Source organism: Massilia agrisoli (genome assembly GCF_020831365.1).
GTDB lineage: Bacteria > Pseudomonadota > Gammaproteobacteria > Burkholderiales > Burkholderiaceae_D > Telluria_A > Telluria_A agrisoli.
This window is the reverse complement of record NZ_JAJHPV010000013.1, coordinates 666877-691970: the sequence shown is the minus strand read 5'-3', so window position 1 is coordinate 691970 and position 25094 is coordinate 666877. Positions and strand designations below refer to the sequence as shown.

29 protein-coding genes are annotated in these 25094 nt (G+C 63.3%); 10 read left to right on the top strand and 19 right to left on the bottom strand.

Going from position 1 to position 25094, the window contains the following annotated elements; translation table 11 throughout:
• Positions 1 to 77: 77 nt before the first annotated feature.
• From hscB to LMJ30_RS12090, 6 genes are all read right to left on the bottom strand, one after another.
• Positions 78 to 593 carry a Fe-S protein assembly co-chaperone HscB gene (gene hscB / locus LMJ30_RS12115; protein WP_229432598.1) on the bottom strand — a complete coding sequence of 172 codons (516 nt, stop codon included), beginning with the start codon at positions 591 to 593 and terminating at the stop codon, positions 78 to 80.
• A 26-nt stretch (positions 594 to 619) separates the two neighbouring features.
• Positions 620 to 943: an iron-sulfur cluster assembly protein IscA gene (gene iscA, locus LMJ30_RS12110; RefSeq protein WP_229432597.1), complete on the bottom strand. Its 324-nt coding sequence runs from the start codon at positions 941 to 943 to the stop codon at positions 620 to 622.
• Positions 944 to 958: 15 nt separating this feature from the next.
• Positions 959 to 1348, bottom strand: coding sequence for a Fe-S cluster assembly scaffold IscU (gene iscU, locus LMJ30_RS12105; protein ID WP_119812564.1), 390 nt, complete (start codon positions 1346 to 1348; stop codon positions 959 to 961).
• 27 nt (positions 1349 to 1375) lie between these two features.
• A complete protein-coding gene (locus tag LMJ30_RS12100) occupies positions 1376 to 2629 on the bottom strand; it encodes an IscS subfamily cysteine desulfurase (protein ID WP_229432596.1) in 1254 nt (417 codons plus the stop codon).
• 19 nt (positions 2630 to 2648) lie between these two features.
• On the bottom strand, positions 2649 to 3131 hold the full coding sequence (gene iscR / locus LMJ30_RS12095) for a Fe-S cluster assembly transcriptional regulator IscR (protein WP_229432595.1): 483 nt from the start codon (positions 3129 to 3131) through the stop codon (positions 2649 to 2651).
• A 255-nt stretch (positions 3132 to 3386) separates the two neighbouring features.
• A complete protein-coding gene (locus tag LMJ30_RS12090; protein WP_229432594.1) occupies positions 3387 to 4301 on the bottom strand; it encodes an MBL fold metallo-hydrolase in 915 nt (304 codons plus the stop codon).
• Between the two features lie 135 nt (positions 4302 to 4436).
• On the opposite strand from LMJ30_RS12090, the gene LMJ30_RS12085 reads away from it, so the two are divergent.
• The 3 genes from LMJ30_RS12085 (at position 4437) to LMJ30_RS12075 (ending at position 6683) form a co-directional block, all read left to right on the top strand.
• Complete coding sequence (locus LMJ30_RS12085; protein ID WP_229432593.1) at positions 4437 to 4847, top strand: LysR family transcriptional regulator; 411 nt, start codon at positions 4437 to 4439, stop codon at positions 4845 to 4847.
• Positions 4848 to 4862: 15 nt separating this feature from the next.
• Positions 4863 to 5339 carry a LysR substrate-binding domain-containing protein gene (locus LMJ30_RS12080; protein WP_267869656.1) on the top strand — a complete coding sequence of 159 codons (477 nt, stop codon included), beginning with the start codon at positions 4863 to 4865 and terminating at the stop codon, positions 5337 to 5339.
• Between the two features lie 204 nt (positions 5340 to 5543).
• Positions 5544 to 6683: a trypsin-like serine peptidase gene (locus LMJ30_RS12075; RefSeq protein WP_229432591.1), complete on the top strand. Its 1140-nt coding sequence runs from the start codon at positions 5544 to 5546 to the stop codon at positions 6681 to 6683.
• A 15-nt stretch (positions 6684 to 6698) separates the two neighbouring features.
• Here LMJ30_RS12075 and LMJ30_RS12070 read toward each other — a convergent pair whose 3' ends face one another.
• Positions 6699 to 7487: a uracil-DNA glycosylase family protein gene (locus LMJ30_RS12070; RefSeq protein WP_229432590.1), complete on the bottom strand. Its 789-nt coding sequence runs from the start codon at positions 7485 to 7487 to the stop codon at positions 6699 to 6701.
• Between the two features lie 173 nt (positions 7488 to 7660).
• Here LMJ30_RS12070 and LMJ30_RS12065 point away from each other — a divergent pair, with 173 nt between their 5' ends.
• Positions 7661 to 8104: a CBS domain-containing protein gene (locus LMJ30_RS12065; RefSeq protein ID WP_229432589.1), complete on the top strand. Its 444-nt coding sequence runs from the start codon at positions 7661 to 7663 to the stop codon at positions 8102 to 8104.
• Between the two features lie 48 nt (positions 8105 to 8152).
• On the opposite strand, the gene LMJ30_RS12060 is transcribed toward LMJ30_RS12065, so the two are convergent.
• The 5 genes from LMJ30_RS12060 to LMJ30_RS12040 form a co-directional block, all read right to left on the bottom strand.
• A complete protein-coding gene (locus tag LMJ30_RS12060; RefSeq protein WP_229432588.1) occupies positions 8153 to 8740 on the bottom strand; it encodes an NAD(P)H-dependent oxidoreductase in 588 nt (195 codons plus the stop codon).
• Positions 8741 to 8745: 5 nt separating this feature from the next.
• Positions 8746 to 9183 (bottom strand): universal stress protein, encoded by a 438-nt coding sequence (locus tag LMJ30_RS12055; RefSeq protein WP_229432587.1) that lies wholly within the window; start codon positions 9181 to 9183, stop codon positions 8746 to 8748.
• Between the two features lie 117 nt (positions 9184 to 9300).
• Positions 9301 to 9948: a maleylacetoacetate isomerase gene (gene maiA / locus LMJ30_RS12050; protein WP_229432586.1), complete on the bottom strand. Its 648-nt coding sequence runs from the start codon at positions 9946 to 9948 to the stop codon at positions 9301 to 9303.
• Entirely contained in the window at positions 9945 to 10970 is a 1026-nt protein-coding gene (locus tag LMJ30_RS12045; protein WP_229432585.1) for a fumarylacetoacetate hydrolase family protein, read from the bottom strand. The genes maiA and LMJ30_RS12045 overlap by 4 nt, the downstream gene beginning before the upstream one ends.
• Positions 10971 to 10979: 9 nt before the next feature.
• Positions 10980 to 11525, bottom strand: coding sequence for a VOC family protein (locus tag LMJ30_RS12040; protein ID WP_229432584.1), 546 nt, complete (start codon positions 11523 to 11525; stop codon positions 10980 to 10982).
• A gap of 86 nt (positions 11526 to 11611) precedes the next feature.
• Here LMJ30_RS12040 and LMJ30_RS12035 point away from each other — a divergent pair, with 86 nt between their 5' ends.
• Complete coding sequence (locus LMJ30_RS12035) at positions 11612 to 12535, top strand: LysR family transcriptional regulator (RefSeq protein ID WP_229432583.1); 924 nt, start codon at positions 11612 to 11614, stop codon at positions 12533 to 12535.
• A 43-nt stretch (positions 12536 to 12578) separates the two neighbouring features.
• Positions 12579 to 13142 carry a gamma-glutamylcyclotransferase gene (locus tag LMJ30_RS12030; protein ID WP_229432582.1) on the top strand — a complete coding sequence of 188 codons (564 nt, stop codon included), beginning with the start codon at positions 12579 to 12581 and terminating at the stop codon, positions 13140 to 13142.
• 587 nt (positions 13143 to 13729) lie between these two features.
• On the opposite strand, the gene LMJ30_RS12025 is transcribed toward LMJ30_RS12030, so the two are convergent.
• The 3 genes from LMJ30_RS12025 to LMJ30_RS12015 all read right to left on the bottom strand — a co-directional run bounded on the left by LMJ30_RS12025 (position 13730) and on the right by LMJ30_RS12015 (position 16210).
• Complete coding sequence (locus LMJ30_RS12025; RefSeq protein ID WP_229432581.1) at positions 13730 to 14860, bottom strand: PA0069 family radical SAM protein; 1131 nt, start codon at positions 14858 to 14860, stop codon at positions 13730 to 13732.
• Between the two features lie 91 nt (positions 14861 to 14951).
• A complete protein-coding gene (locus tag LMJ30_RS12020; protein ID WP_229432580.1) occupies positions 14952 to 15578 on the bottom strand; it encodes a tRNA-uridine aminocarboxypropyltransferase in 627 nt (208 codons plus the stop codon).
• Between the two features lie 47 nt (positions 15579 to 15625).
• A complete protein-coding gene (locus tag LMJ30_RS12015; protein ID WP_229432579.1) occupies positions 15626 to 16210 on the bottom strand; it encodes an NADPH-dependent FMN reductase in 585 nt (194 codons plus the stop codon).
• Positions 16211 to 16438: 228 nt separating this feature from the next.
• On the opposite strand from LMJ30_RS12015, the gene LMJ30_RS12010 reads away from it, so the two are divergent.
• The gene (locus LMJ30_RS12010; protein WP_229432578.1) at positions 16439 to 17707 is read left to right on the top strand and encodes an alpha/beta hydrolase family protein; all 1269 of its coding nucleotides are present in this window, start codon (positions 16439 to 16441) and stop codon (positions 17705 to 17707) included.
• Between the two features lie 19 nt (positions 17708 to 17726).
• On the opposite strand, the gene LMJ30_RS12005 is transcribed toward LMJ30_RS12010, so the two are convergent.
• Positions 17727 to 18650, bottom strand: a complete 924-nt coding sequence (locus tag LMJ30_RS12005; RefSeq protein ID WP_229432577.1) for a pyridoxal-phosphate dependent enzyme — start codon at positions 18648 to 18650, stop codon at positions 17727 to 17729.
• Positions 18575 to 18886, bottom strand: a complete 312-nt coding sequence (locus tag LMJ30_RS12000; RefSeq protein WP_229432576.1) for a hypothetical protein — start codon at positions 18884 to 18886, stop codon at positions 18575 to 18577. The genes LMJ30_RS12005 and LMJ30_RS12000 overlap by 76 nt, the downstream gene beginning before the upstream one ends.
• 195 nt (positions 18887 to 19081) lie before the next feature.
• Between LMJ30_RS12000 and LMJ30_RS11995 the strand changes: the two genes are divergently transcribed.
• Positions 19082 to 21328 carry an ATP-binding protein gene (locus tag LMJ30_RS11995; protein ID WP_229432575.1) on the top strand — a complete coding sequence of 749 codons (2247 nt, stop codon included), beginning with the start codon at positions 19082 to 19084 and terminating at the stop codon, positions 21326 to 21328.
• Between the two features lie 9 nt (positions 21329 to 21337).
• A complete protein-coding gene (locus LMJ30_RS11990) occupies positions 21338 to 21796 on the top strand; it encodes a response regulator (protein ID WP_229432574.1) in 459 nt (152 codons plus the stop codon).
• On the opposite strand, the gene LMJ30_RS11985 is transcribed toward LMJ30_RS11990, so the two are convergent.
• The gene (locus tag LMJ30_RS11985; protein WP_229432573.1) at positions 21793 to 23427 is read right to left on the bottom strand and encodes a response regulator; all 1635 of its coding nucleotides are present in this window, start codon (positions 23425 to 23427) and stop codon (positions 21793 to 21795) included. The genes LMJ30_RS11990 and LMJ30_RS11985 overlap by 4 nt on opposite strands.
• A 202-nt stretch (positions 23428 to 23629) precedes the next feature.
• On the opposite strand from LMJ30_RS11985, the gene LMJ30_RS11980 reads away from it, so the two are divergent.
• Positions 23630 to 24142: a hemerythrin domain-containing protein gene (locus LMJ30_RS11980; RefSeq protein WP_229432572.1), complete on the top strand. Its 513-nt coding sequence runs from the start codon at positions 23630 to 23632 to the stop codon at positions 24140 to 24142.
• 81 nt (positions 24143 to 24223) lie between these two features.
• Here the strand turns inward: LMJ30_RS11980 and LMJ30_RS11975 are convergent, their stop codons facing one another.
• A complete protein-coding gene (locus LMJ30_RS11975) occupies positions 24224 to 25063 on the bottom strand; it encodes an endonuclease/exonuclease/phosphatase family protein (protein ID WP_229432571.1) in 840 nt (279 codons plus the stop codon).
• Between the last annotated feature and the right edge of the window lie 31 nt (positions 25064 to 25094).

Below are 25094 nucleotides of genomic sequence, written 5' to 3'. Positions count from 1 at the left end.
GTTCGTCGTTCCCTCGAAGGAGGGAACCTATAGCATGTTTGCTCAACATGGGTCCCCTCCTTCAAGGGGACGACGGACTAGCTTTCCAGCGCCTCAAAGGCGTAGTGAACCTCTTCGCTGAACTTATCGAGGAACATCAGCGCGCGAACGCCCTGCGCCGCGTTCTCAAAGTCGCCGGCGTCGAGCTGCGTTCCAACCTGCGCCAGCCGCGCCTTGCGTTCCTGCCTGACCTGTTCGTCGAGCGAATCGAGTGCATCGCTGTCCTTCGCCGCCCTCGCCTCGCCCAATGCTTCGCGCCATTCCATCTGCTGCATCAGGAAGTCCATCGGCATCGCGGTGTTCGATTCCGTGTTCAGGTCGACGCCATTGAGCTCGCACAGGTACTGCGCGCGCTTTTGCGGGTTGCGCAGCGTCTGGTATGCCTCGTTGGCGCGCGTGGCCCACTGCATCGCGACGCGCTTTTCGGCGTCGGTCGCATTGATGAAGCGGTCCGGATGAACACGGCCCTGCACGTCGCGGTAGGCGGCGTCGAGCGCTTTCTCGTCGAGCGCGAACGTGGCCGGAAGCTGGAACAGGTCGAAGTGGTTCTGCATAGGTACGGCTTTCCGGCTGGCGCCGCTCAAATGCGGAAGCTTTCGCCGCAGCCGCAGGCGTCCTTGACGTTCGGATTATTGAAGCGGAAGCCTTCGTTCAGGCCTTCGCGCGCAAAATCGAGCTCGGTGCCGTCGATGAACGGCAGGCTTTTCGGGTCGACGAATACCTTGACGCCATTCGACTCGAACACCGCGTCGTCGGCGCCGCCTTCATCGACGTATTCGAGCTTGTAGGCCATGCCCGAGCAGCCGGTGGTGCGCACGCCAAAACGCAGACCGACACCCTTGCCGCGGCGTTCGATATAGCGGTTGATGTGCTTCGCAGCTTTTTCGGTCACTGTAATTGCCATGGTATTTCCCTCGCTTTAAGCGGCAGCCGGATGCTTGGTCTTGTAGTCGGCAACTGCTGCCTTGATGGCGTCTTCGGCCAGGATCGAGCAGTGGATTTTCACTGGCGGCAGCGCCAGTTCTTCCGCGATCTGCGTGTTCTTGATCGACAGCGCCTGGTCGAGCGTCTTGCCCTTGACCCATTCGGTCACGAGCGACGACGATGCGATCGCCGAGCCGCAGCCGTAGGTCTTGAACTTCGCGTCTTCGATCACGCCGTCCGCGCCGACCTTGATCTGCAGCTTCATCACGTCGCCGCAGGCCGGTGCGCCGACCATGCCGGTGCCGACGTCGCCGTCGTCCTTGCCGAACGCGCCGACGTTACGTGGATTTTCGTAGTGATCCAACACTTTGTCCGAGTATGCCATTTTGATGCTCCTAAAAATTCAGTACGGTTAGTGGGCTGCCCATTGGATCGTCGAAATGTCGATCCCTTCTTTGTGCATGTCCCACAGCGGCGACAGTTCGCGCAGCTTTTCAACCTTCGATTTCAGGAGGTTGACCGCGAAGTCGATGTCTTGTTCGGTCGAGAAGCGGCCGATGGTAAACCGGATCGAGCTGTGCGCCAGTTCGTCGCTGCGGCCGAGGGCGCGCAGGACATACGATGGCTCCAGGCTGGCCGAAGTACAAGCCGAACCCGACGACACTGCGATGTCCTTGATCGCCATGATCAGCGACTCGCCTTCGACGTAGTTGAAGCTGACGTTCAGGTTGTGCGGCACGCGGTGCTCCATGTCGCCGTTGATGTAGACCTCTTCGATCTCCAGCAAGCCCTTGGCCAGGCGGTCGCGCAGCGCGGTGATGCGCGCGATCTCGGTGTCCATCTCTTCCTTGGCGATCCGGAAGGCTTCGCCCATGCCGACGATCTGGTGGGTCGGCAGGGTACCCGAGCGCAGGCCGCGCTCATGGCCGCCGCCGTGCATCTGCGCTTCGAGGCGCACGCGCGGCTTGCGGCGCACGTACAGCGCGCCGATGCCCTTCGGGCCGTAGGTCTTGTGCGCGGTGAAGGTCATCAGGTCGCACTTGGTCTTTTGCAGGTCGATGTGGACCTTGCCGGTGGCCTGGGCCGCGTCGCAGTGGAAGATGATGCCCTTGCTGCGGCACAGTTCGCCGATTTCGTCGATCGGCTGGATCACGCCGATCTCGTTATTGACCAGCATGACCGACACCAGGATGGTATCCGGGCGGATCGCCGCTTCCAGTTGCGCGATCGTGATCAGGCCGTTGTCCTGCGGCTCAAGGTAGGTCGCCTCGAAGCCAACGCGCTCGAGTTCGCGCACGGTGTCGAGCACTGCCTTGTGTTCGGTCTTGACGGTGATGATGTGCTTGCCCTTGGACTTGTAGAACTGGGCAGCGCCCTTCAGCGCCAGGTTGTTGCTTTCGGTGGCGCCAGAAGTCCAGATGATCTCGCGCGGATCGGCATTGACCAGCGCCGCGACGTGGCCGCGTGCTTCCTCGACCGCCGCTTCGGCCGACCAGCCGTACATGTGGCTGCGCGACGCCGGATTGCCGAACTGCTCGCGCAGGAAGGGAATCATCTTGTCGGCCACACGCGGATCGATCGGCGTGGTGGCCGAGTAATCCATGTAGATCGGAAAGTGCGGTGCTGGCACGAATTTCTGCTCGATGTTTTTTTCTGGCGCGTTCATCAAATTACTCCAATATGCTTCAGTTTTGGCCGACAGCCACGTTGTTGCGGTGCATCACCACGACGTTTTGTTCGGCGCTCTTTTGCTTCTGCTGGTCGACCAGGTCTTGCAGCGACACGGAGTCGAGGTAGTCGACCATCTTCTCATTCAAGGTGGCCCACAGCTCGTGGGTCATGCAGCGGGCGCCGGTTGCGGCATCGGCGCCGTGGCAGTTTTCCTTGCCGCCGCACTGGGTGGCGTCGAGCGGCTCATCGACGGCGATGATGATGTCGGCGACCGTTACCTTGCCGGCCTCGCGGGCCAGACTGTAGCCGCCGCCCGGGCCACGGATGGACTCGACGATGGCATGGCGGCGCAGCTTGCCGAACAATTGTTCCAGATAGGACAGCGAAATCGCCTGGCGCTGGCTGATGCCCGACAGCGTGACGGGACCTTTGCCTTGACGCATGGCAAGATCGATCATCGCAGTAACAGCAAAACGGCCTTTTGTGGTCAGACGCATCACAACCCCGGTCATGTTAAAATATTGCCTCGCTTCAGCAAATATCCTTTTGTGTACTATGAAAAGGCGTATTAGTTGAACGATTTAGTCAAGTATATCAAATTCCGGACCCTTTGTCTCGGCGCCCCCTCTTTCCGCATCCTGCAAGCCCAACAACGTCGGGGTCCGTCCCCGGGGACAGACCCCGGGGACGGACCCCAGTTTGCAGCGCAGCATTTTTGCTGCAAAGCCGCGCAGAATTGTTGACTGGCCAAGCTACAAACCGCGCTGCGCCAGCTGACCAAACATCCCCATCATCGTCGACAGCACCGTGCAGCAACGCTTGATCGTAGCGAAACGGCTTTCCTCGGCCGGCGCCGGCGCCCGATAGGCCAGCGCGAACAGCTTGCGTTCGATAATGATCTCCAGGTTTTGCGCATGCCAATGCTGTTCGAACGGGGTGGCCTTTTGATTGCTGGCCAGGCATTCCCCGATGCCGATCGCGCGGATCTTGCCAGCCGCGTCGGCGTCCGGCGAGGTGGCGCGCGCCTGGCTCACCCGCGCGCCCAGCATGGCCAGGTAGTGGCGCGCGTTGGATAGCGCGGTCCGGTCCTGCAATCCCATGTGCCCTGGAATGATGCGGCTACGGCCGCGCCGTTGCAGGCGCGCGATCGCTTCGTCGATGAGCTGTGGCACCGAGGCCCCGATATACGCGATGTTCCCGACGATATTGTCGGCCACAAACAGCAGGTCGGCGCTGGCAACGTCGATGCCCAGCGAGCACATGGTCTTGCCCGGGCTGTGAAACAGCTCCAGCGTGTGGCGGCCCCAAGGCAGGGTCATCTGCTGGTCGACGGCGATGGCCGGCGCGACGAATGCCGCGTCGTCTGCAGCGGGACGGTCACGCTTTTCCATGAAGGTGTATAGGAACAGGCGTTGGGCGATCACCTCGGCGCCGGGGAATAGCCTGACGCCCGCCAGATGGTCGCTGTGGCCGTGCGTCAGCACGATCGCGTGCACCTTTTTGCCCAGCTTGCCTTCGAGGTGGTCGCGCATGGCCAGGGCGTCCGCGTCGCTGGCCAATGCGTCGACCAGCAAGACGCGCTCGCTGTCAATGAAAGCGGTCGCCAGCGATTCGCAGGCGTCGCCGGTAAATAGCAGGATGTCGGTGTCGATTTGTTCGATGCGCATGGTGGTTCCCCCTTTGAGATGTCGTCATCTTAGGCAGGCGGAACTGTTGCGACAAACGAAAGCTTTTGCTTGTCAGGTGAATAAAAGTAATCTGATTTATCATAACGGCCGTCCCTCTCCTAGTTTGGAATCCCGATGACCGCCAGGCCCAATCCGCCCCTGATCGCCGCCCGTAGTTTCGAGGCAGCCGCGCGCCACAAGAGTTTCCTCAAGGCGGCTAACGAATTGAATGTGACGCCGACGGCCATCAGTCACCAGGTCAAGCGGCTGGAGGAGTACCTGGGGCTGGCACTGTTCGTGCGTTTGAACCGCGCGGTCGAACTGACCGATGCGGGTACCACGCTCGCGCTGAAGCTAAGGGATATCTTTGCGCGCCTCGACCAGGCGCTCGACCCTGAAGTCCATCGCGCGCGCGCCGTCATCAACATTAGCGCCATGCCTTCGCTGGCAGGCAAGTGGCTGGCGGCACGCTTGCCCGCCTTCGAAGCGCGCCATCCGCAATGGGCGGTCAGGCTGGACGTGGAGGACGGCCTGGTTGATTTCTAGTCCGGCAATACCGACCTGGCCTTGCGTTACGGCCGCGGCAAATATCCGGGACTTCACGCGCGCTTCTGGATGCAGGCCAATGTGTTCCCGGTTTGCAGTCCTGCCCTGCTCGCGAAGATCCCGCTCGACAAGCCTGCCGACCTGCGCAAGCACACCCTGATTCACGACGGAACGTCCGAACTGGCTGGCAAGCCGCCGCACTGGCGCGACTGGCTCCGGGCCGCCAGCGTGGGCGACGTCGATGCCGACCGCGGACCGCGGTTTAGCAGCGTGTATATGGCGCTGGAGGCAGCCCAGGCCGGCCATGGCGTCGCGCTCGCGCCGGCGCCGCTGGTGGAAACCGACCTGGCCAGCGGGCGGCTGGTCAAGCCGCTCGCCCTCGAGCTGGACAATCCCTACGCCTTCTGGATCGTCTGCCCCCGCCAGCACCTGCAAGATGCCAAGATCAAAGCCCTCAGCGGCTGGTTGCTGGAGCAGGCCCAGCAACACTAAGCGCAAGGCGGCTTGTTCCTATCACCAGTCCGGCTTGACCTTCGTCAGGCGCGCGCCAGATCACGCCCCCCGGCGTCGGGCGCCACCGCTAATATCGACCTGTAGCCGAGCTCTACAGTTAGCCTCGATCGAGGCTCATGGTCAAATCTCTTCGACACCCCACTGGTCTAATCCAGTAATCCGCCCCACGTTTGCGAGGATGACATGAAACATCCAACTCCCGTCTTATGCGCGACCGTCCAGGCCATTGCCCTGCTTGCAGCGGCGCCGGCCATGGCACAAACCGACCAACCCGTGAGCAAGGAAAACCCCGACGCCAGGCGCGCCGCGGAGTACTGGACAGCCGACCGGTTCAAGGCCGCCAAGCCCCTGCCGCTGCCGACGCCCAAAGCTGGCGAAGTGAAGCAGGAATCCGCGCCGCCGCAACCAGCGTCCAAGCCGGAAAGCAGCGATGCGCAAGCGCCCTCGATCAAGTCGGCGCCCCGCGAGCAGCGGCTGTACGACGCACAGCGAAAGGGCCTGCTCGACGGCGAGGTGGAGCCCCAGGCGAACGGCACCTTCAACGCGCCCTACACAAGCACCCGGGTGTTTCCGATTTTCACTGGGTCAAGCGCGGGATTCTCGGCCGACCGCGCCTATCCCTACCGCACCATCGGCAAGCTGTTCTTCTCGATCAATGGCTCGCCCTACGTCTGTTCGGCCTCGGTGATCCAGCGGCGGGTGGTGTCCACCGCCGGCCACTGCGTGCACAGCGGAGACGCCAGCGGCTTCCACGACAACTTCGTGTTCGTGCCGTCCTTCCGCGACGGGGTCGCGCCATTTAAATCGTGGAACTGGCGCTATGTGATCACGACCGGCACCTGGGCCAGCGGTGGCGGCGGCGTGCCCAACGCAGCGGATTACGCGATGATCGAATTTGCCGACCAGGCAATGACGACCGGCGGGCCATTGACCAAACTGGGCAATGTCACCGGCTGGCTGGGCTGGGAGACGGGACGCCTGAATGCCAACCACACCTCCAAGCTCGGCTATCCGTGCAACCTGGACAGCTGCCAGAAAATGCAGAATGTGACGAGCCACAGCTACCGGCCGACCTCGCCGAACAACGTCGAGTACGGCTCGGATGCGCGCGGCGGATCGAGCGGCGGACCGTGGGTGCAGAACTTCGCCGTACTGGCCAGCGGCGGCGGCAGCGGGTCGAATACCGCGCAGAACCGCGTGGTGGGGGTGACTTCCTACGGCTACATCAGCGCCGATCCGAAGGTCCAGGGCGCGTCGGTCCCGGACAGCCGCTGGGTGCAGATCTGGAACCAGATCTGCGCACGCCCGGGCAACTGCAACTAAGCGTTCATCGCGGCCTTACTGCGCAGGCGGCTTGCCCGCCTGCAGCAGCCGCATCGGTCCGAACAGTTCTTGCATTCCTGCATGGTTGATGAAGGACAGGTTGTAAGGATGCTCGGAACATACTTGCGGGAAGCGCGCCGTTTCCGGGAGCTGCTTGAGCTGTTCGGCGATTTTTCCCCACAGGACGAGCGTCGGCGCCGGCTGCACATTGTCAGCCAGCGCGGCAAGCACTGTTTGCAGGAAAGGCAGCCACGCGCGTGCATCGACCACAGGCTTGACGTGCGGGCGGAATACCAGCGCCGCGTTGAGCAGCAGGAAGCCATGGCGGGTCAGGTTGTCCTGCAACTGCGCCAGCGTAACAATTCCTCCGCTGGACAGCGCGCGTTCTGCGACCGGCTGCATTGCCGCCCCGCCGGTGCTGGCGCCATCGAGCTGGCCGTCAGCCACCAGCAGCATTTTCATGAAGTTGCGCAGCGACGTGGCCCGGTTCACCGTCTTGGATAATCCGGTGGCGCACCACAGGCTGCCAACGGCCCCATCCATGAAGCACACGCCGGTCGCGCTCTCGGCGCGCGGGTACGGCCCCTCCCCCACCAGTACGTAGCGCACCTCGGCCAGCGGCTGGGCGAAGGCGGCAAAGATCCGTTGCTGCGTCGGCAGGTAGTCGTGCGCGGCCAGCGCAGGCAGGTAGGCGGGGTTGGCGCGCGCGACCGCTTCCAGCCCTTTCAGCAGGTGCGGCCGCCACGACGGGTGGGCGAGCGACAAGGCATCGAGCAGGGATGGGGGAACGAGGTTTTCTGGCATTGGGGGCAAGGCGATGGAAAGCGGGGATTGTAGCGCAAGGCTGCTCCCCCACCCTGCGCACAGGCGATTTCAAGCAAGCGTCAGTTTTTTAAAAATCAAGGCATTATGACAACATCATACGGAGGACCGGTCACCACCGGTTCATATGTCTATTGTCAGTAATGGAGGTTCAGATGCAAACAGTTTCAGAAGTAATGACCCGCGACGTAAAGAACATTTCTCCAGAAGAAACCGTGCGCCGCGCGGCACAAATGATGGATGAGCTCAATGTCGGCTCGCTGCCGGTATGCGACGGCCCGAAGCTGGTCGGCATGATCACCGACCGCGACATCACGATCCGCTCGACCGCCAAGGGCCAGGCGCCGGAGACGACCCGCGTCGGCGACGTGATGAGCCCGCAGGTTCGCACCTGCTACGAGTCGCAGTCGGTCGACGAAGTGCTGCGCGAAATGGGCGACTCGCAGATCCGCCGCGTACCGGTCGTTGACCAGGCATCGCATTCGCTGGTGGGCATCGTGTCGCTGGGCGACTTTGCCGTGCGCCACGCCGGCACCACCGATGAAGCGCTGGAAGAAATCTCGGCGCCTTCCGAAGGCAGCCGCGCCAAGCTGAACTAAGCAGCACGGAGCAAGCAGGTTTGCGCCGCCCTGCGCGGCGCAAGTTTGCTAGGCCGCGTGGCGGCCCAGTTCTTCCATCTTGCCAATCCAGCGGTCCATCTTGTCGTGGTTGGCATTGCCTGCCAGGCCGAACAAGGTTTCGCGCACCGGCGAAATCCCCACAAATCCCAGGATATTGCGTTCTAGCGACTTGATGCTGTGCGCCATGAAATACCAGCGGTAGACCAGTGCCGGCATGCCCATCGTCACGACGATGCGGGCCGAGCGACCTTTCAGCGCTTTTTCCTTCAGCGGATTCTTCGCCTCCCCGTGGAAGGCGAAGCCGGGGCGCGCCACCTGCTCCAGGAAGCCTTTCAGCAGCGCAGGCATGTCGCCCAGCCAGAGCGGGAAGATCAGCACCAGGTGCTCGCACCAGCCAAGGTCATCCTGCGCCTGTTGCAGCGTTGCGGGCAGGACGCCATGTTCCCAGTCGTGTTGCGTGCGCAACAGCGGAAAGTCGAGCTCGGCGACGCGGACGTGCCGCAACTGATGGCCTGCCTCCAAGGCGCCCTTTGCATAAGCGTCCTCAAGCGTATGACAGAGGTGCTTGAGGCTCGGGTCGGGGTGTCCCTGGATCAACAGTATGCGCTTTGCCATGGAGGCTACCGGTAGACCAGCACCGGTATCAGGCTGTGGGTCAGCACCTTTTGGGTTTCGCTTCCCAGCAACAGGCCGCGCACCCCGCGCCGCCCGTGCGAGGCCATGGCGATCAGGTCGCATTGCCGGTCCCTGGCCGTCTCGATGATGGCGTCATGGACGTCATCGGACCGCACAATGACCGTATCGCAGGGCACCCCGCACTCCTGCGCGAGGTTCTCGATGGTCAGCAACACCTTGCGAGCGAGCGCTTCGCTTTCCTTTTCGTACTGGTCCTCGGTGTCTTCGATCATGTCGACACGATAGGTAAAGGTATGGAAAGGCGGCACAACATGCAACCCAGTCACCCTCGCCCCCATGTCCCGTGCAAGTTGCACGGCGGCCTGGACGGCAAGATCCGAACTGGCCGACCCGTCGGTCGGCAGCAAAATATGCTTGAACATGGACTTCCCCTCGTCGTTGTTGTTGCGGATGACTTTAGTGTGATCCTGCGAGGGGGGCGGCGGCCTTGATGCACATCAAAAACACTCAGGCTGCGAGGCCAAAATCGGCCGGCTGGCTTACTCCGAGTCGGGCTGTTTCGACGGATGGGCGGCCGCGAAGGCATCGAGCTCGCTACACGCCGCATGGATGCGCGCGATGGTCGGGAAACGCGCCATGTCGACCTCGAAGCGCAAAGCGTTAAACACCTGCGGCACCAGGCAGCAGTCGGCCAGGGTCGGCGTGTCGCCATGGCAAAAGCGCCCGGTCTCCGGAGAGCCCGCAAGCATCGCTTCGAGCGCCACGAAGCCCTCGGTGATCCAGTGGCGCGACCACGCGGCCTTGGCGTCGTCGGACACCTTCAGCTCGTGCACGAGGAATTTCAGCACGCGCAGGTTGCCGAGCGGGTGGATGTCGCACGCCACCGTCAGCGCCAGCGCGCGCACCCGCGCGCGGCCGAGCGGGTCGGCCGGCAGCAGCGGCACTGCAGGGTGGGCCTCGTCGAGGTACTCGATGATCGCCATCGACTGCGTCAAGGTGGCGCCGTTATCCAGCGCCAGCGAAGGGATCATCGCGGCCGGATTGACCGCGCGGTAGGCCGGCTGCAGCTGTTCGCCGCCGCTGCGCAGCAGGTGCACCGGCGCCGCCTCGTACGGCAGGCCCTTCAGGTTCAGGGCGATGCGCACGCGGTAGGCCGCCGAGCTGCGGAAGTAGGTATACAGTTTCATCGCTGGCGGCCCTCGTAGTGCGCGACCTTCTGGTCGATCGCGCCGAAGATGCTGGCGCCCTGCCGGTCGAACATCTCGATGCGGACGGTGTCGCCAAACTTCAGGTACGGCGTTTTTGGCGCGCCCTGCTCGATGGTTTCGTACATGCGGACCTCGGCCAGGCAGCAGTAGCCCACGCCGCCGTTCTCGATGCTGGAGCCGTGCAGGCTGCCCTGCTTGTTCGACACCGTGCCCGAGCCGATGATGGTGCCGGCCGCCAGTTCGCGCGTGGCGGCCGCATGGGCGACCAGCTGGGCGAAGTTGAAGGTCATGTCGTCGCCCGCGTTGGGCTTGCCGAATGGCCGGCCGTTCAGCTGCACGTTGATCGGCAGGCGCAGCTTGGAGTCCTGCCAGGCGTCGCCCAGTTCATCGGGCGTGACGCACACCGGCGAAAACGCGCTGGCCGCCTTCGACTGGAAGAAGCCGAAGCCCTTGGCCAGCTCGTTGGGAATCAGGTTGCGCAGGGAGACATCGTTGACCAGCATGACCAGCCGGATCGCCTTCGCGCATTCGGCGGCGCTGGCGCCCATGCCCACTTCGCCGGTGATGACAGCCACTTCGGCTTCCAGGTCGATGCCCCAGTCTTCCGACAGCGCGAAAATCGGGTCGTGCGGGCCGATGAAGGAATCGGAGCCGCCCTGGTACATCAGCGGATCGGTGTAGAACGACGCCGGCACTTCGGCATTGCGCGCCTTGCGCACAAGTTCGACGTGGTTGATGTACGCCGAGCCGTCAGCCCACTGGTAGGCGCGCGGCAGCGGCGAGTGGCACAGGGCTTCGTCGAACGGCTGCATGTCCCAGGAGCTGCCATCGTTCAGATTGCTGTAGACAGTCTCGAGGCGCTCGACGACCAGGTCCCAGTTATCCAGCGCGAACTGCAAGGTGGCGGCGATCTTCGGGACCTTCTGGTAGTGGCGCAGGTCGCGGCTGACGACCACCAGCGTGCCATCGCGGCCGCCGGTTTTCAAAGTAGCGAGTTTCATGGTCTGGCCTCAGTAATTTTTCTTCGCTTCGGCAGGGCTGTGCATCCAGGCCGCGTGCTTCGGCGCTTTGCGCGTCTGGGCCCATTCATTGAGCATGTCCCATTTGACGTCGTCGAGCTTCTTCATCATCTCGGGCGTGCCGGTGTTGACCGACAGTTCAAGGCGGTGGCCGTTCGGATCGAAGAAGTAGATCGACTTGAAGATGGTGTGGTCGGTCGGGCCGATGACCTCGATGCCATCGGCTTGCAGCCGCTCTTTGGTCGCCAGCATCGCATCCATCGAATCGACTTCCAGCGCGAGATGCTGGACCCAGGCGGGCGTGTTCTGGTCGCGCCCCATCGGCGCCTGCGTCGGCAGCTCAAAGAAGGCCAGCACGTTGCCCATGCCGGCGTCGAGGAAGATGTGCATGTACGGGTCAGCGGCGCCGGTCGACGGCACATTGTCTTCGGCGATGGCCAGCTGGAAGTCCATGTTCAGGTACTTGCCATACCACTCGACGGTCTGCTTGGCGTCTTTGCAGCGGTACGCCACGTGGTGAATTCGTTTGATCTGCATGGTGGTCTCCATTCCAATCCGCTATTAGAGGACAAAACGAACTATCATACAAACAATATTTTCTACGCTATTTATCAGGATATCTTATGAATCCGACATTGCGCCAGCTGCGCGCATTCGTCTTCCTTGCCCGGGCGGGCAGTTTTACGCTGGCCGCCGAGTACATGCATGTCACGCAAGCCGCGCTGTCGGGGCTGATCAAGGAACTGGAACAGACCCTCGGGGTTCGGCTGGTCGACCGCAGCACACGCAAGATCGCGCTGACCGACATCGGACGCGAGCTGTACCCGCTGCTGTCGAAGATGATCGACGACCTTGACGGCGCGCTGCACGACGTAGCCAATCATACCAAGCTAAAAAAAGGCATGGTGCGCATCGCCGCGCCGCAGCTGATGGCCTGCACGCTGCTGCCGGAAGTGATCGCCGCCTACCGCGAGACGTATCCGGACATCCAGGTCAGGCTGGTCGATTGCGCGGTCGAGAACGTGACCGCGCGGGTCGCCAGCGGCGAGGTCGATGTCGGCATCGGGCCCGAGCGCGATCCGGCCGCGCAGATCGACGCCAGGGTGCTGTTCGAAATGCCCTTCGTGCTGGTGTTCCCGCAAGGGCATCCGCTGGAACAGCGCGGGCGCGTCACCTGGCAGGACCTGGCCGACTACCCGTTCATTTCGCTGCAGGGCCAGTTCACCGAGCGGCTGCTTAGCGACATGCACAGCTCCCTGCGCGACGTGCCGCTCAACCCGGCCAACGAAGTGACCTTCATGACGACCGCGCTGGCGATGGTCGCCGCTGGCCTCGGCGTGACGGTGTGCCTGCCCTACGCCGAGCCGCTGGTGACGCTCCACAAGCTGCACATGCGCCAGCTGCACGAGCCCGAGCTGAGCCGGCGCTTCTTCGTCTACACGCGCGAAAACCGTTCGCCCTCGCCCGCCGCCGAAAGCTTCATCACTTTCCTGCTGCAGTTTGTGGAGGCGCATGACTGGAATATGCCCGCGCCAAACGGCGGCTGAAGCGCTCGTTATAATGGGCGCTGGTTCAAACAGGGCAGGCACCATGTCACACAACACCATCGCCATCAACCAGCGCATGGATAAATTCGACGGCCACCACCGCGTGTGGCTGTTCGGTTACGGCTCACTGATCTTCAAGGCGGATTTCCCGTTCATCGAGCGGCGCCCGGCGCATATCGACAACTGGACGCGCCGCTTCTGGCAAGGCTCGCACGACCATCGCGGCACCGAGACTGCGCCGGGCCGCGTCGCGACCCTGGTGCCGCAGCACGGCGCGCGCTGCGCCGGCATGGCCTACCTGATCACGCCCGAGGTGTTCGCACACCTGGACCACCGCGAGAAGAACGGCTACCTGCGCCTTGCGATCGACATTCATTTCGAGGAAGGCGGCAGCGAGGAAGGACTGGTCTACATCGCTACCGAGGACAACGCGGCCTTTCTGGGCGAAGCGCCGGAGCTGGATATCGCGCGGCAGATCGCCTTGTCGCACGGGCCGAGTGGAGCGAACCGTGATTACCTGCTTGACCTTGCGCATGCGCTGCGCGACATGGGACTGGACGATCCGCATGTGTTTGAGATCGAGCGGCATTTGACGCAGCGGGGATGAAGCCGGTTCTTTGTCGATGAACCGGGTAAGGCAAGGTGCTCCTTAGGCCACCCGTGGGGACTGCGGTGACAGCGGCTCGGCGCTGGCTGATTCGGCGGAGGCGCGCAAGCGCTTGTCCGCCCTACGGCCATCTGGATCTCGACTCGGCCTTAGGTGGGCGATTTGGCCGGGATGGCCGATCGCCATGCGGGCTGATTCGGCGGAGGCGCGCAAGCGCTTGTCCGCCCTACGGCCATCTGGATCTCGACTCGGCCTTGGGTGGACGATTTGGCCGAGTGGACCAATCGCCATGCGGGCTGATTCGGCGGAGGCGCGCAAGCGCTTGTCCGCCCTACGGCCATCTGGATTTCGACTCGGCCTGGGCGGGCGATTTGGCCGGGATGGCCGATCGCCATGCGGGCTGATTCGGCGGAGGCGCGCAAGCGCTTGTCCGCCCTACGGCCATCTGGACTTCGACCCGGCCTTGGCGGGCGATTTGGCCGGGATGGCCGATCGCCATGCGGGCTGATTCGGCGGAGGCGCGCAAGCGCTTGTCCGCCCTACCTACCGCCGGGGCTGCAGAATGGACGCCGCAACCGGATAACTTCCTACGAGAACAAGTCAAGCTGCCCGGTGGCGTTTCCGTTTTGCTTTCCGACGCTGGCGGGCACGACCAGCGGGCGGCGGAACCTGGACGTGTCGAGCTCAGCAAAACGCCCGCTCGTCAGGTTCATGCCCAGCCGCCTCACGGCTTTTTCAAAACGCTGCCGGATCAGGTCGGCCCAGACGCCTTCGCCGTGCATGCGCTGGCTGAAGTCGCTGTCGTAGTCTTTACCGCCGCGCATCTCGCGCACCCGGTTCATGACGCGCTGGGCACGGTCGGGAAAGTGCGCTTGCAGCCATTCCTGGAATAAGGGGTTGACCTCCCAGGGCAAGCGCAGCACTACGTAATGCGCACTGAGCGCGCCCGCTTCGCGCGCCGCCTCCAGCACGCGCTCCAGTTCAGGCTCGGTGACAAACGGGATGACCGGCGCCACGCTGACGCGCACCGGAATGCCGGCCTCAGCCAGCGTGCGGATCGTACGCAAGCGGCGTGCAGGCGCTGCCGCCCGCGGTTCGAGCGTGCGCGAAATCTCCGGGTCAAGGGTGGTCAGCGTAATGGCCGCGATCGCCTGGTTGCGCTCGGCCATTGGCGCGAGCAGGTCGATGTCGCGCTCGATCAACGAATTTTTGGTGATCATCGCCGCCGGGTGCTGGCACTCGTTCAGCACCTCCAGCACGCGACGTGTAATCTTGAACTCGCGCTCGCAGGGCTGGTAGGCGTCCGTGTTGACGCCAATTGCAATTGACTCCGGCACATACGACGGCCTGGATAGCTCGCGGCGCAGCAAGTCCGGCGCGTTGACCTTGGCGAAGATGCGGCTTTCGAAATCCAACCCCGGCGACAGCCCGAGGTAACTGTGGGTGGGACGCGCAAAGCAATAGATGCAGCCGTGCTCGCACCCGCGATACGGGTTTAACGAGACATTGAAGGGGATGTCTGGCGAGGCATTGCGGCTGAGGATGGTTTTTGCGAACTCGTCCGTAACGTGGGTCTTGAACGGTGCGGGCTCGCCGTCTTCATCCTCGTGCGTCCAGCCGTCGTCAAACGATTCCCGGCCGTTGACCTCGTACCGGCCCTGGATGTTCGAGACGGCGCCCCGCCCCTTGCGCGCCGCCAGCGGACGCGGAGGGAGCATGACGTGCTCTTCGCAATTTTCGTCGGGACCGCTCATCGAAACCTCGATACTGTACATTCATACAGTATTCTACGCCTGTGCCAATGTGTATTCAAGCGTGCGCGGAGAGTGTGGCGTATCGGTCCACAAAGGCGTCGAAACCGTCCAGGATCGGCTGGAAATGTTCAACATTGCCTTCGATTTGCATCAGGGCGTAAGCGGCCGCTTCCAGCGTCGACAGCTGGTCGGGCGCGTGCGCCTTGCGGATGCGGTACAGCGACGGCGGCGCCTGGGTAAGCGGAAGGCGGGGAATCTCCTGCAGCGGACGGTTCAGGTACAGCATCTTGCGGCTCTTGCGCCAGGTGCCGTCGAGCACCACCAGGCGCAGCCGCGCGGGGTCGAGGTGGCGCACCGTGTCGAACGAAGGCGGCGGCGCCATGCCAAGCGAACGCTCGCCGGGCAGGTTGGGATAGAGCAGCACAGGCTGCCTGCCGCCGCCGTGTAAAAGCGCGCGCAGCGCAGCGGCATCGAACACCTCGCCGGTCGCCATCGCGCTCCCGGGCAAGCTCAGGTGCAGCAGGCGCGCGCTTCCCTTGGCATTGGCCACCTCCAGCGGGTGCTGGAGGATGAGCACCTCAACGCGGGAGGCAACCGGCGCAGCCAGCTGGCAGATACAGGTTCTTGCAGGCCGCAGGCAGGCCGGGCACATCTGGCGTTTGGTCGGGGTAATATCGGGCATTGGTGTGGGCCGGCATGTCCGCCGGCGTGGCAGGTGCCCGGATTATATCAACCGCCCTGTGCGCCAGCTTCCTGCCGTTCCCTGACGGTTTTCAGCGCGCCGCTCCACGAAACGACTTCATCGAGCATCGCCGTTACCGACTTCTCGTGGTGCGCGCCGGGCTTGAAGGTGGTGTAGTTTTCGAAGTCTGAAAACAGCGACAGCATCACCTGCGAGCGCACGTCCGCAATCTTGATCTCGCCCATGACCAGTCTCAGGCTTTCGACCGCCCGCACCCCGCCCGCGCTGCCGTAGCCGACAAAGCCTGCGGCCTTGTTGTTCCACTCGGCAAACAGGAAGTCGATCGCGTTTTTCAGCGCGCCGGAAATGCCGTGGTTGTACTCCGGCGTGACAAAGACGAAGCCATCGTAAGACGCAATTTTTTCCGCCCATACCTTGGTATGCGGCTTGGAATACTGGCCCATGGAAGGCGGCACCGGCTCGTCGAGCAGGGGCAGGTTGAAATCCTGGATGTCGACCAGTTCGTAGGCGGCATCGTTGCGCAGGGTGGCAATTTCCATCACCCACTTCGCAACGTCCAGCGCCTTCCGGCCAGGCCGTGTGCTTCCGACAATCACTCCAATCCTGATCATGATCCCTCTCCTTTGGCACGCCTTGGTCGTTTGCCAAGTGTAGAAGAAACACGCCGTGCGGCGCGCCGCGTTGCCTCGTTTGCAGCGTTGCCAGACGAGCACTGCCAGGGTCGCAACAATTCGCCGTCAATTCGAAAAATATCGGAAATCCGTGCCTGAAATTATCAATCGTGTATTGCTCCGGGAAAATCGCATGCCTAGAATCATTACATTCCAATTGGCAATCCAATGCACCGGGAGCCTGAGATCGTTACCGCCACGCTTCGTTTTCGTCACGCCGCACGCAGGCTTGCAACAGTCGCCGTCACATGCTTCGCGCTGACGCCGCTTTTAGCAATCGAGCAAGAGCTTCCGCTGGATTACCGCCTTAATGAGCAGGTCATCATGGTGCCGGCCGGACCGCAGGGCGAGGCGCTGCTGCAGACCACGGTGTTCCGTCCCAACGGCGATGGTCCGTTCCCGCTGTTGATCATCAACCACGGCAAGGACCCGGGCGACCCGCGCAACCAGGCGCGCGACCGCTTCATCTTCATGGCCACGGCCTTCGTCAAGCGCGGCTACGCCGTGATGGTGCCGATGCGGCGCGGCTTCTCCAATTCCACCGGCGGCTATGTCGACCATGGCTGCGACATGCGCGCCAACGGCTACGGCCAGGCCAACGACATCAAGGCGGCCATCGCCTACGCGCGCACGCAGAAGTGGATCGACGACGAACGCATCGTGGTGGCGGGCCAGTCCTACGGCGGGCTGGCGACCGTGGCGCTGGGGACCGAAGCCATCGACGGCGTGCGCGGGCTGATCAACATCGCCGGCGGCCTGCGCGACGACGGCGCCGGCTGCGACTGGCGCGCGGAACTGGTCAATGCCTTCGCCAACTACGGCGCCAACAACAAGATCGCCAGCCTGTGGATGTATGGCTTTAACGATTCGCTGTTCGGGCCAAACCTGGCGGCGCGCATGCATGACGCGTTCGTGCGTTCCGGCGGACAGGCGCGCCTGATCGCCTTCGGCCCCTTCAAGCGCGATTCGCACGGAATGATCGCCAGCCGCGATGGTGAAAAAGTATGGTGGCCCGATACCGAGCGCTTCCTGCAGGAGATCGGCATGCCGACCGAGGAAGTATTCAGCATCCTCGACGCGCCAACGGTGCCGAAGACCGACTATGCGGCGGTCGATGATATCGAAGCTGTTCCCTACCTGACGGAGGCGGGACGCGCAGCGTATCGCGAGTACCTGGGCAAGATGACGCCGCGCGCGTTTGCGGTATCTTCCAACGGCGCGTGGTGCTGGGCCGAGGAAGGCGAGGCGCCCGAGAAGCGCGCGCTGGCCACTTGCGCCAAGACCAGCGGCCAGGATTGCAAGCTGTATTCAGTGGATGATTACGTGGTGTGGCAAGGGCCGCGTGTGCCGCCAGGCGGGATCGATGGCGGGCAGCTGGCGTCAACGGCGACCGGCGGCGCCGGGATTGGCGACGCCGACGACCAGGGGCCGCAGTAAGCTGCCAAGCCGGCGGCTGCTATCCGCCGAATACTTCGCCCCACTTTTGCAGCTGCTGCACGGTTGCGGTCACGCCGCCACACACGATGACCAGCACCTTGCTGTACTGGCCCAGCGACCTTGCCGCGTCATACGCCACCGCCAGCGAGGCGCCGCATGCCGGCTCCACCACCACCCGGTGATCATCCATGAACCTGAGGCAGGCCTGCACCGCCTCGGCATCCGACACCACAACGCTGCGCAACGGGTGCTGCTGCGCCAGCGCGAAGGCTTGTTCGGCCACCCTGCGCGCGCCAAGTGAGGTTGCGATGCTCGAAATGCCGGGCAGCTCGATGCGTTCGCCCGCCGCCAGCGACTGGGCAAACGAATCGGCGCCCACTGTCTCCACCGCCACCACCGGCACATCGCTCCAGCCATTGCGGCGCAGGCCTTCGACCACGCCGCACAGCAGTCCGCCGCCGCCTACCGACAGCAGCACCGCATCGGGCTTGAAGCGCGCCGCAGCTACTTCGTCGATCATGCTGGCATGCCCCTGCCAAAGGAGCGGGTCGTCAAACGGATGGATGAATGCGTCAGTACCAGTGACCATCGACTGCGCCAGCGCGTTCGCTTCCTGGAATGAGGCGCCATGCACGATCACCTGCGCATTCTCGCGGGCGATCAACTCCTTCGCGCGTTCGGTCGTGGTCTCGGGTACGACCACCACCACCGGCACACCCAGCCTGCGCCCCGCATAAGCGGCGGCGATGCCGGCGTTCCCGCCGGACGACGAGATAAAGCGCGTGGCGCCGCGCCGGACATACTCTTCGCATGCAAAGCCGATACCGCGGATCTTGAATGAGCCGGGCGGCTGCATGGCCTCCATTTTCAGCCAGACCGACTGGCCATCGCGGGCGGACATCGCGCCCGATTCGAATAACGGTGTGTGCAGGTGCAGCGGCATGGTTCAGGCGTATCTCGGAAGCTGGCCGCAATGGCGGCGCCGACTGCGTCAATAAAGCGCGCGGGCTCGTCGACGTACAGCGCCAGCATTGCCTGGCCGGGCCTGAAAGCATACCCGAAACGCTCGGCCTCGACCACGGCGCCGGCGCGCAGCGCGAGCAGCACGTTGGGCTTGTCGAACGCCGACACGACATAGGCGTCCGCACTGCTGGCCGCAAGCGGCGCGCACGTCGCCATGGGCAAATCATGCGGGTATTAACCAATTGGAAACATTACACTCCTTGCTGCTGCCAATTTGGCAACCACCCCGCGCAATATCAGGAAAATCAACGTGATACGGATTGCAAACTTGCGTCAATGCCAGAGCTTTCAAGTAAAATCCACTTTCCGCAATTTTGCATTTCGGACGCGCGACGTGCTTCCCTCACCGACATGACCCTGGCCGCAACTTCAGAAACGAACGCTTACGACCTGTCCACATGCGACAGGGAACCCATCCGCACTCCGGGCAGCATCCAGCCGCACGGTTTCGCGCTGACGCTGGCAGGCGACCTGGTCGTGCTGCAGGCGAGCGAGAACCTGGAGCAGCATGTCGGCATCGCCCCCACTGGCGCGCTAGGCCAGCCACTGGCGCGCGTGATCGGCGATGCGGCAGCCACGCTGCTGGCGACCGAGCTTGGCGCCACCCGCATCGCCGAACGCCCGCTGTACCTTGGTACCGTCTGCATCCACAACGCATGCTATTTCGACGTGCTGGCGCACCGCTATGACAGTGTGCTGATGCTCGAATTCGAAAGCGTCGAACGGCGCGCGTCGGCCGACTTCCGCAACCTCTACCCGCTGGTTGGCGAGTTCCTGCTCAAGCTGAACGACACCAATACCACCGAAGCGATGAGCGCCCTTGCCGCCGACGAAATCCGCGCAGTGACCGGCTACGGCCGCGTGATGGTCTATCACTTCGACCACGACGGCCACGGCCACGTGATCGCGGAGAGCCTGGCCGACGGCTACCACTCGTACTTTGGCCAGCGCTTCCCGGCAACCGACATTCCGCGCCAGGCCCGCGAGCTCTATACGCTCAACCGCATCCGCCTGATCCATGACGCCAACTACACGCCGGCGCGGCTTGTCCCGGCGCTTAACCCGGTCACTGGCGCCCCCAACGACCTGTCGTTTGCGGCACTGCGCAGCGTGTCGCCGGTCCACCTGCAGTACATGCGCAACATGAACACGCTGGCGTCGATGTCGGTGTCGCTGGTCGTCAAGGGCAAGCTGTGGGGACTGATCTCCTGCCATAACGAGACGCCCTGCCCGGTGGCCTTCGAACAGCGCACCGCCTGCGAGCAGCTGGGCCAGATCCTGGCGCTGTCGATCGAATCGCGCGAGGACGCCAACGAACTCGAGTTCCGGCTCGACCTGCGCCGCATCATGGTATCGATGCTGGGCGGCCTGACACAGGGCGCCAACTTCATCGACAACATGAGCAGCGTGTTCCCTGCCCTGCTCAAGTTCGAACGCGCGGGCGGCGTGGCGATCATCGTCGACGAGCACTTGCTGACGTACGGCGATACGCCGCCGGACGCCCAAATCCGCGAGCTGGTTGGCTGGCTGTCGACCAAGGCGCACGGCGACATTTTCCACACCGACCAGCTGTCCAAAGTGTACGCCCACGGCGCACAGATGACGCGCAACGCCAGCGGCATCCTTGCGCTGCCGATCTCGCGCATCCACAAGCACTATCTGATCTGGTTCAGGCCCGAGGTGATCCACACCATCGACTGGGCCGGCAACCCGCATGCGAAAGAAGGCGCCGGCCCGCTCGGCCAACTGACGCCGCGCACCAGTTTTTCAACCTGGCGCGAGACGATCCACGGCACCAGCATCCCATGGCATAACGGCGAACTGGAACTGGCGCTGGAATTTCGTACCGCCCTGCTGGGCATTGCGCTCGAACGTGCCGAGCAGATGGCCGAACTGGCCGAAGAGCTTGGCCGCGCAAACAAGGAACTCGAAGCGTTTTCGTACTCGGTATCGCACGACCTGCGCGCGCCGCTGCGCCACATCGTCGGCTTCTCCGACCTGCTGCTTGAATCGGCCGGCAACGACGACGTCGAAAAGCGCCACCGCTTCCTGAAGAACATCAAGGAATCGGCACGCCTGGCGGGCAAGCTGGTCGACGACCTGCTGAGCTTCTCGCAAATGGGCCGCGCGGCGCTGCGGCCAACCAACATCAGCATGAACGAGCTGGTACGCGGCTGCATCGAGAAGCTCGCGGGCGATACGCGCGGCCGCGACGTGCGCTGGGAAGTCGAAGACCTGCCCGAAGTGCGCGCCGACGCGACCTTCATCCAGCTTGCGCTGTACAACCTGATGGCCAACGCGGTGAAGTTCACCAGCCAGAAGGACAGCGCGGTGATCCGCATCAGCGCCGAGCGCCACGAACACGAGAACGTGTTCCACGTCGCCGACAACGGCGCAGGATTCAACATGGAGTACGTTCACAAGCTGTTCGGCGTGTTCCAGCGCCTGCACCGCATGGAGGACTTCCAGGGAACCGGCATCGGCCTGGCCAACGTGCGCCGCATCGTCGAGCGCCACGGCGGCCGTGTGTGGGCAAATTCGATACCCGGCGAAGGCGCCACTTTCTCGTTCAGCATTCCTAAAGAACTACCTGTTTAAGGCAAGACCATGTTAAAGCCCATCCTTCTGGTCGAAGACAATCCGAACGACCTCGAACTGACGCTGATTGCGCTTGAAAAAAGCCAGTTGGCCAATGAAGTGATTATTGTGCGCGACGGCGCCGACGCCCTCGACTACCTGATGTGCCGCGGCGAATACGCCAAGCGCCAGGCTGGCAACCCGGCCGTCGTGCTGCTCGACCTCAAGCTGCCGAAGGTCGACGGCCTTGAAGTGCTGCGCGAGATCCGCACCACCGCCGGCCTGAAAAGCACGCCAGTGGTCATGCTGACTTCGTCGAAAGAGGAGCAGGACCTGCTGCGCAGCTATGAGCTGGGCGTGAACGCATATGTCGTCAAGCCGGTCGACTTTACCGAATTTGTCCGCGCGATCGCGGACCTGGGCATCTTCTGGGCGGTGCTCAACGAACCGCCTCCTGGCTCCTACCGCTACACCAAGCCGCGCGATTAAGCGGGGCTGGAAGGCTGGTCCGCGGCCGCAAACTGCTGCCTGCGACGGCGCAGCAAGTGGCGGATGCGTGAACTCAGCACATCGGCGCTGTAAGGCTTCTGCAGCAGGTTCACGCCCGGATCGAGCTTGCCTTCGTGCGTCAGCACGCCTTCCGCATAGCCTGATGTGAACAGCACCTGCGCGCGCGGCAAGCGCGCCAGCACCGCTTCGCCCATTTCCAGCGCACTGACCTTGCCCGGCATGATCACGTCGGAGAACACCAGGTCCACCTGCGCGCCCGCATCAACCAGCGCGATCGCGCTTTCGGCGTCCTCCGCCTGCAGCACCTGGTAGCCAAGCGCGGACAGCAGTTCGAAGGTGCTGTTGCGTACGTCCGCTTCGTCCTCCACCACCAGGATCGTCTCGACGCCGCCGACCAGCGGCGCCGGCGGGCACTCCTCGTCAAGCACCGGCTCGGTCGCGCTCTTGAGCAGGAAAATCTTCACGCTGGTGCCCTCCCCTGGCTCGCTCTTGAGCAGGATCTCGCCGCCCGATTGCTTGACGAAGCCATACGCCATCGACAGCCCGAGGCCGGTGCCCTGGCCGGTCGGCTTGGTGGTGAAGAAAGGTTCAAAGGCGCGCTGCAGCACGCCCGGCGGCATGCCGCGGCCGGTGTCGGACACTTCGATCATCACGTAATCGGCATTGCCTACCTCGGACAGCTCGGGCGACCCGGCGCAGAGGTTGGCGGCGCGGATGGTCAGGGTGCCGCCGTCGATCATGGCGTCGCGCGCATTGATGGCCAGGTTCAGGATCACATTGGTCAGCTGGCTCGGATCGACCGTGGTGCTCCACAAGCCGGTCTGGATATCGGTGACGATGTTCGAGCGCGGGCCGAGCACGCGCCGCATCATCTCGTCCATGCCGTTCAAAACCGAGCCCGGATTGACCACTACCGCTTGCAGCGGCTGGCGCCGCGCGAACGCCAGCAAGTGCGCCGACAGCTTGGCGCCGCGTTCCACGCCAGCGAGGGCAATGTCGATGCGCGCGCGCGCGTTTTCGCTGACGCCGCCCAGCAGCTTTAGCAGCTGCAGGTTACCGCCGATGATCTGCAAGACGTTGTTGAAGTCATGGGCGACGCCGCCGGTCAGCTGGCCGATCGCTTCCATCTTCTGGGCCTGGTGCAGCGCGGACTGGCTGGCGGCCAGCTCCTCCTGGCTGCGGCGCAGCGAGACGAAGGCTTCGTCGCGCTGGCGGCGCGCGATGAACGCAGCGCTGTGATAGCGCACGCGCGCCATCAGCTCGCGCGGGTCGGGCCACTTGACCAGGTAGTCATTGGCCCCGGTGGCAAAGGCTTTCGCCTTGATGTCGGCATCCTCTTCGGAAGACAGCAGGATTACTGGCAGGTGTTCGGTATCGGGATTAGCGCGCAGCAGGGTAATGACGTCGAATCCATCGGTCCCCGGCATCCGCAGGTCGACCAGCACCACGGTGGCGTTCACTTCGCGGGCGAGTTCAACCGCGCACTCGGCGCGCGAGTCGTAACGCAGCGCGACGTCGGAGCATCCCTCAAGACAATGACCAATAAAGTCCTGCGCATAAGGTTGGTCGTCGATCAGCAGGATCGAGCAGGAACAAGATTCATCAATCATTGCAGTCTTATTTTCGAATTCGGTGCAACTTAATATTGTTGCACAATGTGAATTCTACATCACGGGAATTTTTCAAGTGCAAGCAATCGTGCGCGCGGCCAGCGCCATCCGGCGCCCATGTTGAATAACGCACAGACGGGGTCGGCTAGCAGGGCCAAAGTCAGCTTTCGAAACACAACTTGCCAAATTTCCAGGAGTAATCATGCGCACTAACTCGACTACGACCAAAGCAGGCAGCAAACAGATTCCCACCTCCACCGAGATGGACGCGATCGCTCTCTTGACGGAAGACCACGCAAAGGTCAAAGCGATGTTTGAACAATACGAGGGCCTGGGCGACCGCGCCCACGCCACCAAGCAAAAGCTGGCGATGCAGATTTGCACCGAACTGACCAAGCACGCCACCGCGGAAGAAGAAATTTTCTATCCGGCAGTGCGCGAAGCGAACAAGGACAACGAAGACCTGGTCGATGAAGCCACGGTGGAACACGCCTCCGCCAAGGACCTGATCGCGCAGATCATGTCGATGGATTCCAGCGACGAGCTGTTCGACGCGAAAGTGAAAGTGCTCGGCGAGCAGATCGAACACCACGTCGAGGAAGAAGAAGGCGAGATGTTCCCGAAAGCCCGCACGGCTGGCCTCGACCTGGTGGCCCTCGGCGAGGAAATCCAGGCGCGCAAAGACGAGATCGAGATTCCGCAGCGCATGAATTAAATTCCTGCAGCGCTAGCAAGGCAAAGCCAAGGCCACGCTGCATGCGTGGCTTTTTTTGGCCCGTCGTTCCGGCGCCGGCAATCACGCCAGCTCGACCAGCACCGGCTGGTGGTCGGGCCCGTCGATGGCGTCGCATACCGCCATCGCGCGAACCCGGTCGGCCAGGTCGGCACTGGCGAAGACGAAATCGAAAGTGAAGGGTTGGGGGTCCCGCACGCAAACAGTCGGCGCGTGCGCAACGCCAGCGTTAGCCACCTCCCACGCGTCGCAGAATGGGGCGACGCTGTCGCCGAACGGCGCCAGCATCAGGCCGTGGTCGCTGGAGCCCGGCACAAAGTTAAAGTCGCCCGCCAGCAGGACAGGCGCGGGCCGCGGCACCGGGCTGAACGGCCCGTCGCCAGCGCTGCCGCCTGGCATTGCGCGCGCCTGCAGGCTGGCCTCGAGGTGCAGATCGCGCAAGCGCTCAACCTGCGCGGTGCGCTGCGCTGGCGAGAAGTATTCGAGGTGGGTGGTCGCAAGCCGCAATGGACCGAGCGGCGTATCAAGCGTGGCCTCGAGCGCAATGCGCTGCATGCTCATCACGCCGGGGTGCGCGGGCCAGGGCAAGGCATGGCGAAATACCTGCCGTACCGGATAGCGCGAAAAAATCATGTTGCCGAACAAGCGGCGCCCGCCCCCATCTTCATCCAGCACATCGGTGGCCAGCCCCGCCACCGGCGTGTACCCGGGCAGGCGCTGGGCCAGGCCGGCGAACTGGTTGCGGCCGTCGCAGCCAGCCAGGTCGCTGAAGCCGCTGGAAACCTCCTGGAAACAGAGGACGTCGGCGTCGGCAATGCAGCGCAGGTCGGACACGACGCGGTCGAGGCTGCATGCCTGGCCAGGTCCGCGGCCGCGCTGGATGTTCCAGGTAATGAGTTTCATGCGCCGCCTCCGCCAGGTTATCTGCAAAAAC